We start from the raw sequence: 13,939 nt of genomic DNA on the forward strand, positions 1-13,939 counted from the left end.
GAGCACGTTGACTGCCAGCGCAGGTGCAGGTGGTGTGTACGTGAGTGAGGCCAATGGGGTGATGGTGAGCAATTTGACTGTGGCCGTGAACCGCGTGGGCACGGACGCTAGCGTTCCAGTGACTGCTAGCGGCAGTGCCACGGTGACGCAAGAGGATCTGACTACAAGTAGCAATGGCAGTGTCGAACTGATCTCTCAGTCAGGCTCAATCATGATGAACGATGGGGTTTCTGCTGATGGAATTTCAGTTCAAGCTGGCGGCAGTGGATATATTTTGCTGAGAGTATTGGGATCGGATATCACGATCAATGCGGACATTTTGAGTGGAAGCGGCTCGATCACTGTTGAGGCAGTTCGGAACGTTGTTTCCACTGGGTCTACAGACATCAGAACTTCGGCACCGGTTTCTGTGAAAGCCACTGAAGGTGATGTATTGACCCCTGATTTGAAGATTTCTGCAGGCACAAGTACCGTGACCCTGTTTGCCAAGGGCGTTTTGGACTCTGGTGATGTTCAGACAAGCGGCACAGTCACTTTTGATGTGAGTGCAACGGGTGAGGTCGTCTTCAATAAACCAGTGGACAGTAAGGGTAACGACATCACTATTACTTCGAACACTGTTGATATTTCGACATCACTGAACAGCGTGGGTGGAGATCTCATTATTAAGCCGTTGCAGCCTACAGATTCAACGCCAGTTAATATTCGAATCGGTGGTGTTGAAGGTGAAGCTGGAAATGAATTGCACTTGAGCCTGAATGAAATTTCCAATATCAAAGAAGGCTTTAAGCTCATTACTTTCGGCAGCAATGAAATAATTCAATCGATTGTGGTCGATGGTAATGGCATCTCAGACTCATCATCGCCTGTTGTATTTAATGACCCGGTCCTATTTGACAACTCCGCAATGGGCAGTCATTTGATACTTACAGGAAAAATTTATGCTGAAGAGCTGACTATTCTGGGATCAGGATCTACCACAGATTTCCGAAACCTTGATTTAACAAGTGGCAACAATTATTTACATGATGACGCTGCTAACGTGATAGGTGATTCAGCAGCCATTGCGGGTGTTTCTGGCGCTGGTGACGTGACGATTACCGGTACCATTACTGGCTCTAACTCCAGTAATAGAGATACTCTGACCTTGCGCGCAAATGGTGGCGATGTTTTGCTTAAAAAGGCCATTTCCGGAATTGATGCGCTCACGATCACTTCAGCCATTGATGTCAGTTTCGAAGGATCAATCGACATCACTGGCGCTTTGCTGATCCACGCCACGGGCGACGTCAAATTTAGCAGTTCCTTGAACTTGACCGCTGGCGGTACGCTCAGTATTTTCGGGGCCAAATCGATCACGTTCGCTAATGGCGTCTCTGTGGACGGAGATGTCACACTTGATGCGGAATCTATTGAATTACTGTCTGTGCTACCAGACTCTTTGATGTCGAAAAAATTCGGCAGCACCCTCACCATCACTTCAGCCTCAACAAGTCATAACATCCGGATCGGCGATGCGGTGGGGCAGAGAGGATCGGACCAATTGAATCTGACCACGCGTGAACTCAGTGCGATTGGTGAAAACTTTAGCCAAGTCACTATTGGCGAGCTCGGTGCTGGTGCTGTCACCGTGGTCGGCAACACTGACTTGACATCGGTTGCCGGTGCTGACTTTATTATTTTAGGCAACACCATCACGTTGGAAGGAAATGCGGGTGATGCGGTTCAGGTGCCTGGTGCGCTCTCATTGCATGCCAGTGGCAATGTGCTGTTGAATTCGGGTATCAGCACTGCCGTGACCAGTAATTTGAGCGTGGTCAGCGGTGGCAGTCTGATCATGGCTCAAGAAACACGCCTTGATAGCCGTGGTGGTGACATTGACCTGGTTGGTAATGGTTTGGCTGTGGGCAACATCTTTGCGCGTTCTGAGGACTTTTCTGTCAGGGGTGTAGTCAATATCAATGCCGGAAGCGGCACAGTGACCGATGCCAACCGGAACAGTACGGCGGATGTTTTTGCGAAGGCAATTAACTTCAGTGGCTATGGCCCGGCGACTGGCACTGCTGGCGACGTGCTTGAGGTCTATGCAGAAGTGGTGCAAATCACGCCGCCACAAGGGCAGGTGATCCGTCACACCGGGGCTGATGGTCAAACCTACTTTAACGTCGTTAACGGCGCTGAGCGCTATCAACAGCTAATTGTTGTGCGCACGAATACGAATGTGACACGGGTGACAGAAGATCCTGCTGCCTTGCTGAAAAAGACTGATGCGGAGAAGATTGCGGCAGGTTTACCGACCAATAGTTCATTGTTGAGTGCACCAGTGTTGACACAATCGACTGAGGCGTTTTTCTCGCTGGCACCCAAACTCAATACCACCACGGCAGTGAGTCGTTACCTGGCACCCGCATCGACCAGTGCAGTTCTGCAAGGTGACATCGAGCTCAGCGGGTCGACGGTAAATGGCTCGGGTGATGACTTGTTGTCAGACAGCAGTTTTGGCTTGGCTAGCCGTCCGCAGCAGGCTTATATTTTGGGCACGCCGGGTGAACAACCCTTGGTGAGCGGATTGGGTACGTTTAGTCAGGATACGTTTGAATACTGGGTTGACACCCTGTCACTTTGATATTTAGGAAAACACATGAAACAAATTCACATTCTGAAACGTCTGGGTTTCATCACACAGACAGCATCGGCAAGCGCATGGCTGGTTGTGAGTTTTGCGTTGACCGCTTGCGGTGGCGGTGGCGGAGGCGCTTCGCTTCCAGCTCAGGCATTCGTGACGGGTGTGACGGCAGCTCAGGTACTTGAGGGCAGTGGTTCTGCCAACAATTTATTGCGATTTGTCGTCTCTATGAATCAGTCGGTTGAAGGCGGCCAGGCGGGTGTGACTGTTACTTTCAACGCATCCAGTATCACCACTTCGATTGGTGAAAACAGGACAGGTTGGGCCATAGGGGGTACGTGTGCCCCTGGTAGTAATGTCGATTTTGACAATAAAATCCAAACAGTCACGTTCAATCAAGGGGATGCCACTGAGTTGACGGTGACCGTGTGTTCTGACACAGTTTTTGAACCTAACGAAACACTCAACCTGACTTGGTCATCTGGAACTGCCTACGGAACAGTGACGGGCACCATTGTCAATGACGATGAAGGCGGGTTGAATGGCACAGGTGCTCAGACTACCTTGGGTGGTCAAGCAGCCTTTGGACGTGACACCAATATATTGACCACTGCGACAACCGATGGTGCTTTTGGCTTTGTGTTTGACAAAACCAGTGCTGCCTCTTGCATGATCGATAAGGTTACCGGATTGACCTGGGAGCGTGCGAGCACACCGGGGCGGACTTTGACGCAGGGGCAAGATTTGGCGACAACAGCCAACGCAGCCGATGGAGGTGCTGGGTTGTGTGGCAGGAAAGACTGGCGAATTCCCACTGTCAACGAACTCTTGTCCTTGATGGATTTCAGTTTGACTGGGGTGACTTCTATCAATGCCGATGCGTTTGATGTCATGCAAGGCACCTACTGGAGTAGCGAAAAGACAGCCAATAATCAATGGACGGTCACTGCGAATACCGGTGTACTTGCTTTTTTAGCGACAAGCATTCCCCAGACTGTGCGCTTGGTCAGTGGCGGTGAGTACTCGGCGGGTAGCTCCCGGGCAACTGCATGCAACGACTCGCCGCGCTACAAAAGCTTTGTCAATGTGGGCAGTGATGTGACAGTCGAGGATAAAAAAACCGGTCTGATGTGGAAGCAGTGTTCAGAGGGTGCGACGGGAGCATCGTGCACCGTCACCAATGCAACGCCTTATTTCAGCAAGGAAACTGTTTTGAAACAGCTGGAGGATGTGAATAAGGCAAAAGCAACACTGGGGGCTGGGCATGCTGATTGGCGACTGCCTACCGTCAAAGAGTTGGCGTCTTTGGTTGATCGATGTACTATCAACAATCTTGCCATCAACTTGGCCTATTTCCCAAATACCCAGCAGGCCTCTTATGTGTCAGCAACCTATGATGCCAGTGCGCCCACGCTACCTTGGATTGTGAATTTCTCTGGCGGTGAAATTTTTCCGCTGCCTGCAGGACTGTGGTTGAGTGGCCTGTACCTCCGCCTCGTCCGTGCCGGGCAGTAATCACTTCTAATCCACAGGGTGAGGGATCAGCAGCCATGCTGATGCCCTTTTTTCAACACAATATCTCGCCATCTACAAAGCAAGCCTAGCCACACCAACAACATGCAGCATGCTTGCGGTATTGGCACTTCAGCGCTACCTCAAAGCCATACGCATCGAAGCCAGCCGCATCAGCCTTTTGAAAACCCCAACTGTTCCCTGAGCTGTTTTTGCACAAATGCCAAGTGGCTGCGTTGTCGTCGTGTCAAGCTGCTGGCGGCTTTTTGGGCCAGCCACTGGGTTACCGCGATCTTGCTTCGGGTGCGACGGTCTGGCAGCAAGCGGGCCAAGGGTTTGAACCAGGCCGGGGTGTATTTGGTGATGAGCTCTTCTTGCAGTGACACAAAAGCTTGGGCGCTGCCTCTGGCACCCTGGCGGCCTGATCGACCAAACAATTGCCAGTCGATGCGCGATGACTCGTGGGCCTCGAACATCAGCACCTGAAGCCCCCCGGCCGCCTCCACCTCTGGCGAAATTTTGATGTCGGTGCCGCGTCCTGCCATGTTGGTGGCCACGGTGATTCGGCCAGCCTCTCCGGCCATGGCCACGACCTGGGCCTCGTATTCGTGCTCCTTGGCATTGAGCACTGTGCAGCTCATGCCCTCGGCGCGCAGGCAATCGGCAATCTCTTCACTGTCCAGAATTCGGCGGGTCCCCACCAGCACGGGCAAGCCTTTGAGGTGCAAATCCAAAATGCGCTCAATAAAACCCTTAAGCTTGTCGTCTCGCGTGACAAAGCAGCGTTTGGGCAAAATGCCGAGTTGACTCTGGGTGCGCGGGGGGATGCGCAAAATATGCAGTCCGAAGGTTTTCCACAACTCCAGATCAAGTCCGTGCAATGTGCCGCTGGCACCACTGAGTTGGTGGTAATGGCGGAAAAACTCTTGAAACGTCATGCGCGCCGAAATCTTGGTCAGTGGTGTCAACTCAACGCTCACCCGTGCCTCAATCGACTGGTGAATGCCGTGGCTCCAGGAGCGTCCCGGCATACTGCGCCCGGTGCTCTCGTCCACAATCACCACCGCACCTTCTTGAATGATGTAGTGGCGGTCCAACTGAAACACTTCGCGGGCCATGATTGCCAGCGTAAAAATTTCTTCCCGTCGGGTGGGCACTTGCCAGTAACTGCTGAAGCCCTGCGCCAGGTGCTCAATTTTTTGTTTGCCGCTTTCGGTGAAGTGCACCGACCCACCGCCCTTTGAGTAAAGGGTGTAATCCGCATTGAGTTTCATGTCGTCGACCAGGTCACGCGCCTGTCGAATCGCTTGCAGCATGTTGGCCTTGTCTTTTTCTGGGCTGGCAATGATCAGTGGCGTGGTGGCTTCGTCAATCAAAATACCGTCGGCCTCATCAATGATGACGGCGTAAAGGCCGCGCATGACGGGTTGTTTTTCTGCTTGCTGGTTGTTCAGGTGCCACAGGCGTCGGCGCACAGGGTCTCTGGCCCCGCTCAGCAGCAAATCATCGCGCAAAAAGTCAGCCAGAAATTGCTTGGCCGTGGCGTAAACAATGGCTTGCCTGTAACAGCCGGACAGTTCATGGGGCGGTGTGCTGTCGGTTATGGCCCCCACCGTGACGCCACTGGCCGTAAACAGAGGCTGCATCAGCTCGGCATCGCGAGCGGCCAAATAGTCGTTGGCCGTCACGATGTGCAGCGGCCTGCCGGTCCACGCCTGCAGCACGGCGGCCATGGCCACGGCCAAGGTTTTGCCTTCGCCTGGGGCCAATTGAATCAGGTAGCCCTCGCTCATGCTGATGGCCGCCAGCAATTGCGGAAACGACGGGCGTTGCCCCATGTGGTGGCAAGCCAGTTGGGCAACCAGCATCAGGGCCTGGAGTTTGATAGCTTGGCGCTGCTGGCGACGATCTTCATTGAGTTGCAACTTGACGATGGCCTGGCGCGCCTGCGCCAGTTCAGCGGCATCGGGATGGGGGGCCAGGGCAGGTTCAGCGGGCAGGCTTTGGTGCAGCATCCACACCGCTTGCCATAACTTTCGATAGCCGTAGCCTGTTTGGTGGCGTGCCAAATTCAGCCAGCCTTGTGGGCTGAACCAAGGGGTCAGGGCCGCATTTCGGGGGGCGTGCCAATGGCTCTGGGGGGGGGTCATCGGTAAACGGGCATCTGGCGTGGGGCCGGCATTCAAAATGCGTAACGTTTTTGCACCAATTGCTTGAGCCCCCGGTAGGCCTGGCTGGCCAGCGGCTGGTCCTTGGTTTGCAGCCGGAGCGTGCCGGACAGTCCGTGCAACACCGTCACGCCTTGACGCTGCTCAGTGGGGATTTCGCTTTGCAACAGAAAAAAGCTCTCGACCGCCTTGGCACCACTGGGCTCCTGGGTGTTGACAGCGATGTCGCCACCGCCCACCCAGCCCAGGGAGGAGGAGGGCAGTTTGTCACTTTGGAAAGGAATGATGTTCACCTGCGGCAGTGCCAGCGTGGTATCGGCCTGGCCGTTCAGGCGCAGTTCAGCATAGCGAAACTTATTCTGGAACATGATGTCGGCCTGCTCTTGAGGCATCACCGCCACAAAACGAAAGCTGCTGGCATCGACCACTTCGCCCAGCGCCTGCCCGCGTTGCACCCAGGTGCCGAGTTGTTCATGCAGATCGGGTGCCACCCACTCACCGTTCTGGCTGGCCCGCACCAGCAATTGCTGTTGCTGCTCTTTCAAGTTAAGGCGACGCAATTCCAGGGCTTCGGCCTTGTCTTGCAGGGCAAATAAGTCTTGCCCGGCTTGGTGCAGGGCTTGGCGGATTTGGGCCTGAGTTTCCAGCTGGGCCGATTCGGTCAAGCGCAGTTCAGCTGCCAGGTCCAGATTAGAAAACCGTGCCAGCACCTGACCGGCTTGCACCCGCTCACCGTGGCGCACCAAAAGTGCATCAAGTTGCCCCGCCGTTTGTGCATAGATGTTGCTGGCATGGTTGGCTTTGACGATCCCTTGCGCCCGCATGGCCGCTGGAAACGGCACCACGGCCAACAGCAAAAACAAAGCCAGTCCGATGCTGCCGACCATCGTTACGGCTTGTTGCCGGTTGCCTTGTGTAGCCGGGCCGCGCAGGTGTTTGAACAACTGGTACAAGGGCGACAAGAATCGGCTGTACACGGTCATGGTCAGCACCAACAGGCCCAAGGGCAGCCATTGGTCCATCAAAAACAGGGCAATTCCAACCGTAATCAATATCAGATAAATAAAGCTGAGGAAGCCGTACAGCGTAAGCCAGACCCATTCTTTGCGGTCGGTGGCTTTGCTCTGAGCCGACACGGTGCCCAGTAAATATCGATCGCCAAAGTACTTCCATTGCTGCTGCGCTTTTTGATACAGGTTGGGAATTTGAGCGTAATCGCTGAGCATGTAATAGGCATCAAAGCGCAGCAAGGGGTTGCCATTGAAAAGCAGACTAGAGACCGAGCCAATCAACATCACGTTGAAGGCCAAGCTGTGGACCAGACCTGGGGCTGTGTAGGCCCAGACCAAGGCCCCGGCGGCAGCAAAAAAGAACTCAACCGCCATGCCTGCGAAGGTGGCGTAAATGCGGTGCCAGTGATTAACAAAGCCCGAGCTGCTCGAGGCGTCTACATAGGGCAAGGGGGTGAATAACAAAAACATCACCCCGACGGTGCGAACTTCGCCGCCAAAGCGTTTGCAAACAAAGGCGTGCCCCGCCTCGTGAAACATTTTCAGACCTGCCAGACACACATAAAGCCAGGGCAAGTTGCTGATGGACAACACCCCTTCAGTTTGATCCATCAGGGCTGCGCGGTTTTCAAAAGCCGCCCAGGCCCCCCAAAGCAAGGTGAGGCACCAGACCCAGAAGGCTCCCCAGCCCGTCAGCGCCATGATCAGTGGCCGGATACGGTCGAGCATTGCATTCGGGTTGAACAGCGGCACGCGCAAAAACAGAAAGGAGGAAATTTTCCCCATTAGCTCTTTGTTTTTTTGTGCTTTGTAGCGTTTGACAATGGCCTCGTTGTCTGATTGCTGAAGCGAGTACAGCAAGTTGGACATGTGCAGTTGCGACAGCAACTGGATGACTTCTTCGCGGCTCGGAGCGTCCTGCGGGTGGTTGTTGACGAAGTCTTCCCAAACATCTTCGACGGTTCTGTCCGGTTGCAGGCTCTGAATGAACCGACACGCCTGCACCGAAGCGCGGAAATAGCGCTGGGTATAAGGGTCTTGCAGAACGTACCAAGTGCGGCCGCGAAACTGCTGGGTGCCCACCTCTACACTGGGCAGCAAGGCCACCCGCAGGCCTGATACCCGAAACCATGAGTCGCTGAAGATGGTGGTGGCCATGTCAGGTGCGCGCCGTGTTGATCAGTTTCACCGGGCTACCACCACAGTAACAAGCGCAGCCGGTCCACCACGCGGTGGCTCAGGACCCAGGCGACGTTTTTTTCGCCCACATCAATGCGTGCGAGCCCTGTCATGCCAGGACGCCACCAAGGCTGTGGGGTTTCCAGCAACTCGGCCTTGATCATGAATTGGTTGCCCTCTTGGCCCTTGACCTGCGCGACAGGGATCACCGAGCTGACCCGGATGGGGATGTTGTGCGTGGGGTGACTGAGCAAGGCCACCTCGCCTTGGGCTTGGGGCTGGATGTGGCGCATTTCCTTTTCCGAGACCATGAGCGTGATGTACAAACCCTCGACCTTGGCAATGCGGAAAATTCGGTCTCCCTTTTTGACAGGGGCACCCAGCAAGTCCTTTTTCTCTCCCTCAACAATCACACCCTCAAAGGGGGCGTGGCTACTGGACTGGGCCAAATAAGTATCGATGCGCTCGGCTTTGGCCTCCGCCTGGTCGAGTCTGGCTTGTGCGATCTCTGTTTCAGCCAGCAGGCCTTCCGCACGGTACTTGTTGACCTCGGTGCTGCTTTTGCTGATTTCGGCGCTGAGTTCGTTGCGTTGTTGAGTCAGGTCACGGGTGTCCAGGGAGACCAGTGGGGCACCTTCTTTGACCAGATCCCCGGCGGTGACATGGACTTGGTCAATGCGGCCATCAAACTGGGCGCTGATGAGCCGGGTGGCATCGGTGTTGAGCTGGGCGCTGGCCTCCACCCGGTAGTGCCAAGTGCCAAAAGCCAGGTAAAGCACCAACAGCATCAAGGCAACGCCTGCCAACTTGAGCAAAGGATGCTCGGGGCCAAACAGCCTTTCGGCACTGTTTTGGAAGTAAAGGCTTGCACGGCGCTTGGGGCTCAGGGACTGGGAGCGCAAGTCTGTCAGGCGCGGCTGCATCAGCTCCAGTGCCAATTGCAGCATGTTCAGGCTGGCGGGCACCTCTCCATTGCCAAACGCCAACAGCAACACGGCTTGGGTGATGCCTTGGGCATTGGGAATAGGCAGCAGCGCTATATGCCGTGCATTGAGGTCTTGCGCCAGACTGCTCAAGGCATCGGTGTCATGCAGCGTTGCGTCGTTGGCGGGCCACCAGACCTCACGACCCTCGATCACGGCGGGCAGCAAGGCCGATTCAATGCGCTGCGTTTGGGAGGCGTTGCGCTCAAACCGGTCCAGGTGGCTAATGGCCACCACGTCCATTTTTCCCATGTCGACCCAACCCATGCTGGCATGCAGCAGTTGCCAGTGGGCCGCCAGCCCATTGACCAGTGACAGGCAAGCCGCATCAAAGTTGGGTTGTTGCATGACCTCGGCAGCCATGCCCAACATGGCCGTCAGTTCAGCCGGGGTTTGCATCACTGCCGGGGTGGCCGCAGCCGTGTTGTCGAAGTCAACGCACAACAGCGCCCGCAGTGTCAGTTCATTGAGTTGCGCACGCTCTTGGGGTTTGATGTTGAGGATCAGGAAGCAGTCGGTCAGACCCTGCAGGGCCAGCACCAACACCAGCCAACTTTGCCCGTCGCTGGCCTGCGCTGGGGCGTTGGCGTAGCCTTGGGCTGCAGCTTTGCTCAGCAAGTCGATGCCTTCGGGCATGGTTTGCATGGGCGACCAGGTTTCCGCATCCGAGGCTCGCCCAAGTTGCTCTAGGGTCTGCGTCTCTAATAATCGGCGCACCACTGCACAATGACTGGCCTTGCACAACTGACGCATCAGCGTGCAGTAACGTTGCCAGTCCATCTCGGGGATGCTGGTTTTGCGCAGTTGCTGCAATTGCTCAATTAGGCTGCGAGCATCCAGTCCGAGGGCAGGTGGCACAGTGCTAGGCGGCGTGGCAAGGCTCATGGCGCGATTTCAATCATGCCTTTGATGCCGGTCTTGATGCGTTGGCCAGGGTTGTTGAAGCTCACCTCGACCTGCACCAAGCCGCTGGCTGCGTCAGCAACGGGCGATACAAACTTGATCTGTCCAGTCACCTCGCTCACACTGCTGCCGGGTTCCAGGCGGATCAATTGTTTGGCCCCGACCTTGAGCGTCCCGGCTAGGCTGTAGGGCACTGCAAGGCGCAACACGGCGACTGAGGTGTCCACCATGTGCAGCATGGGGTCGCCCGCCTTGGCCCATTCGCCCACTTGGGGAATCACTTTGGTGATTACGCCATTGATGGGGGCAAGAATATGGCGTTGCAAGCGTTCGCGTTCGGCGGATTCATACTCCAGTTGCTCGCGCTTTTTTTGTTCCACCAACTGCGCCAAACGACCTTGGCTGGCCAGTTGCTCGGCCTCCATCCGCAGCAACTCGTCTTTGCTAACGGAACCGGTTTTGTTGAACACTGCACGCAAATCAAGAAGTAACGTATCCAGGATGCGTAGCCGATCGCGTGTGGCCTGGAATTCGCTTTGGTCTTCAAAAATGATGCGCCGTCGGTTACTTTCGATTTCTTGCATCCTGTCATCCAGCAAAAGCACCAATTGATTGGCTTTGACGGTTTGGCCCGGCAGTGCCGCGCGCTTCATGACCAGCCCTGAAACACCGGCGCTCAGCGTGATGTCATGCAGGGGGTAAATCAGGCCCGCAAAACTTTTGGCGTGTGCCGAAACAGGCAGAAAAATCGAAACACAAAGCGACAGGCCAAGCCAAACAGACGTCCGGACGAACGTTGGACACGCTCGCAATCTCAGACATTTAAATGAGATGTTCATATTGTTTAGGGGGCCGTGGCCTGAGTTTTTTCCCGTGGTGCGTTCTGGAGCGTGTCCAGCGAGGCATCATGGGCCGACACCTGAATTTGATGGTCGTTGAGCAGACTGCTTTGTGTGTATTGCCAAGTGGCAAAGGCGACTTCAAAACGGATCTTGTTTTCCAGCAGACGCTGCTGGGCTTCGGTCAAGTCCACCTGCTTTTGGATCAAAGTGCCCAGCAAGCCCACGCCGATCTGGTGCCGTTGGCGCTCGTTGTCATACAAGGTTTGCCGAATCGCGACTTCGTCGTGGCTGATACTGAGTACGTTGCGCGCCAACAATAGGTCGTTGTGGCGCACGTTCAGGTCGTTCAAGAACGAAGTTTCGATAGCCTCCAGCTCCAGTTCGGCTTGGGACACCCGAGAGTTTTGAGCCAAATACTGATGTTTGGCTTTTTGGTTGCCCTGGAGAGGGATTTCAACATTGACGCCCAGATACCAATCCGGAAATTTGCTGTGCAAAGCGGTGGTGCGTGCAGCCTGACTTTTGGAGTCGTAACCTGTGCCGCTATAGCCCATCACCAGATCCATCACTGGCTTCATTTGGTTACGTGCAAAGTTGAGTCTGGCTTGTGCCTGTGCCAGCTTGAGTTGGGCAATTTGGTAGGCTGGCCAAAGGTGCAAGGCTCGCTCTGAGACTGGAGGCGTTTGCAAGGCCGAATCGTCCTGTGCCACCCACTTTGGCCGTGCGCTCAGTGGGTTCTGGCTGAGCCAAACCAGGTTAAGAGCGGTGGCAACTTTGCCTTGGGCTTCGCGCAAGGCTTGTTGGCTGCGGGTGACCTCGGCTTGTCGGTTGAGCAGGACACCTTGAACTTCCAGCACGGCAGATGCGGGCAACTTGCCCGCCTGGGTGCGGGCTTTGGCGTCTTCCAGCAGCTCTTTTGTGCTGGTGTAGGCGCTTTGGCGCAAAGCCAAAGTGGCCTCGGCGCGGTAGAGTTGCCAATAGAGACTCAGCCCATCGATGCTGCTTTTGAGGAACTGCTGGCTCAGTTGCTGTAGAGAAATCTTGTTCTCCAGTTCAGCCACCTGCAGATCGGTTTCGGTGATGGCCCGTCCGGCATTGCGCAGCAAGGGTTGTTTGACCGAGAGATTCAACAGCGTGTTGTATTCGGTGTCGTATCGGCCGATGGTGTTTTGGGGAATCAGGTTGTTGGTTTTGCTTGTCGGCTTGTAACTCAAGCTGACCTCACTGCCCCAGGGCAGTTTGCTGCGCACACCAAATTCGTTGGTGCGGCCATTTTCTTCGAGAACCGTAGTGCCAGTTGAATTTTGAGTTCTCTCTTCAGCCGTACGCTGGCGGCGTCTTCCATCACCACGAAGACCCATGATGAAGTTGGCCTCATACAAACCGGCTTCACCCTGCATCAAGCGACGGGTTACTTCGGTGTTGAGCTGGCTGTATTCAACTTCGACGCTGCGAGCTACCAGCAACTGCAAGAAGCCCTGCTGGTCCAGCGCGGCCAAGCGGGGCGATTGCCCCGGGCTTGGCGTGGTTTGTGCCATGGCTGCAGGCATACAAAACGCCAAGCCATAAAAGACCCAGCGTTTCATATTCACTTGGCAGCTGCTGTCTTCTCGTCTTGAAGCTTGACCAGGCGTTCGGTTTGTGCCAATGAAATCAAGTGGGCATACAAGGGGGCCAGGTAGCTTTTGCTCTTGATCTCTAGGAACAACTCGTCAGACAGGTTGTTAAGGCGCTCTTCGTTGACGACATAACAACCGGACACGTTCTTGACTTTGTCATTGTCACGTACACGCATATTCAGCGGTGTGAACATGTTGTTAGCGGCCAGGAACTTGCAAAAATTGTGCGTCAGCGCGTCCATTTGCTGAAGCTCGCCCAAGTAACGCTTGACGTTTTCAATGACTTGAGTGGGTTCGCCTTTTTCATCAAACAAGGCAGCGCCTTCGGTGTCGGTCACCAAAGAGCTGGCTTCGTCGATGCAAACCACGTACTGACCATCTTGCCCACTGGGTGTCAGGGCGAAAGGGTAGCGTCGGATGATGGCGGGTACGTAAGAGGCTTGCCATTTGCCGTTGGCATCAACAAACAGGTTTTCTCCGGCGTTCAGGCCCATCAGCGCGACAGGACGGAACTCATCCTTGTCTTTGTCTTCCAGAAACACAATGGGGAAAATGGATGCAGCACGAGCGAATTCGTGCATCGTGACGTAAGCAATGTGGAATTGGGACGCAAAATTGAAGTCCGCAATGTCCTTGATCTTCTTGTTAGCGTGTCGTTCTTTGTTTACAGGTACAACTTGTTGAAACACGAAAGTTCCTTTCAGGGTGGAATTTAATAGCTTGCTTTAGAAATTCAAATTAAATTTGTTGAACTCAACAAACTTAGTGTACTAGAAATTTATCCCTAAAATCTTGAAAAATTGTCATTCCAATATAGTTGTTTATTAGTGATTTTTGTTGTCGCTAATGTGGTGTTCCAGAATAGTTTTTCTACCAATAAGCTATTTTTTGTTAAAACTATAACTGATTATGAATAAATATTTTATTAAATAGTCGTCCCAGAGAAACCCTTGAAACCCGCATGAATGCTTGGTCTTGACCCCGTAACCCAGTACCGCCGGTATGTTTAATTTACCGCTCGTTTCTCCCTGAACAGCTTGGGTGGCAGATAGCCCAACGCGCTGTGCGGATGGTAAGAATTGTAGTCATCGAACCAT

Annotated in this window: 9 protein-coding genes; 2 read left to right on the forward strand and 7 right to left on the reverse strand. The window is 54.4% G+C overall.

What is annotated here, in order from left to right:
* Both ACIQ3A_RS10855 and ACIQ3A_RS10860 read left to right on the forward strand, forming a co-directional pair.
* Positions 1-2,626 (forward strand): beta strand repeat-containing protein (locus ACIQ3A_RS10855; RefSeq protein ID WP_396431758.1); only part of this gene is annotated, 2,626 nt, incomplete at its 5' end.
* A gap of 15 nt (positions 2,627-2,641) precedes the next feature.
* Positions 2,642-4,141, forward strand: coding sequence for a DUF1566 domain-containing protein (locus tag ACIQ3A_RS10860; protein WP_396431759.1), 1,500 nt, complete (start codon positions 2,642-2,644; stop codon positions 4,139-4,141).
* Positions 4,142-4,311: 170 nt separating this feature from the next.
* Here ACIQ3A_RS10860 and ACIQ3A_RS10865 read toward each other — a convergent pair whose 3' ends face one another.
* From ACIQ3A_RS10865 to ACIQ3A_RS10895, 7 genes are all read right to left on the reverse strand, one after another.
* A complete protein-coding gene (locus ACIQ3A_RS10865; RefSeq protein ID WP_396431760.1) occupies positions 4,312-6,288 on the reverse strand; it encodes a hypothetical protein in 1,977 nt (658 codons plus the stop codon).
* Positions 6,289-6,320: 32 nt separating this feature from the next.
* The gene (locus tag ACIQ3A_RS10870) at positions 6,321-8,474 is read right to left on the reverse strand and encodes a biotin/lipoyl-binding protein (RefSeq protein WP_396431761.1); all 2,154 of its coding nucleotides are present in this window, start codon (positions 8,472-8,474) and stop codon (positions 6,321-6,323) included.
* Positions 8,475-8,509: 35 nt separating this feature from the next.
* Positions 8,510-10,363 carry an efflux RND transporter periplasmic adaptor subunit gene (locus tag ACIQ3A_RS10875; RefSeq protein ID WP_396431762.1) on the reverse strand — a complete coding sequence of 618 codons (1,854 nt, stop codon included), beginning with the start codon at positions 10,361-10,363 and terminating at the stop codon, positions 8,510-8,512.
* Positions 10,360-11,034, reverse strand: coding sequence for an efflux RND transporter periplasmic adaptor subunit (locus ACIQ3A_RS10880; RefSeq protein WP_396431763.1), 675 nt, complete (start codon positions 11,032-11,034; stop codon positions 10,360-10,362). Before ACIQ3A_RS10880 ends, ACIQ3A_RS10875 begins: the two co-directional genes overlap by 4 nt.
* A 191-nt stretch (positions 11,035-11,225) precedes the next feature.
* Positions 11,226-12,809 (reverse strand): TolC family protein, encoded by a 1,584-nt coding sequence (locus ACIQ3A_RS10885; protein WP_396431764.1) that lies wholly within the window; start codon positions 12,807-12,809, stop codon positions 11,226-11,228.
* A 2-nt stretch (positions 12,810-12,811) separates the two neighbouring features.
* Positions 12,812-13,531 carry a SapC family protein gene (locus ACIQ3A_RS10890; RefSeq protein ID WP_396431765.1) on the reverse strand — a complete coding sequence of 240 codons (720 nt, stop codon included), beginning with the start codon at positions 13,529-13,531 and terminating at the stop codon, positions 12,812-12,814.
* Positions 13,532-13,848: 317 nt separating this feature from the next.
* Positions 13,849-13,939: integrase core domain-containing protein (locus tag ACIQ3A_RS10895; RefSeq protein ID WP_396431766.1), on the reverse strand; the 91-nt coding region annotated here is incomplete at its 5' end.

The sequence above is a fragment of the Limnohabitans sp. genome (genome assembly GCF_044361985.1).
Classification (GTDB): Bacteria; Pseudomonadota; Gammaproteobacteria; order Burkholderiales; family Burkholderiaceae_C; genus Limnohabitans_A.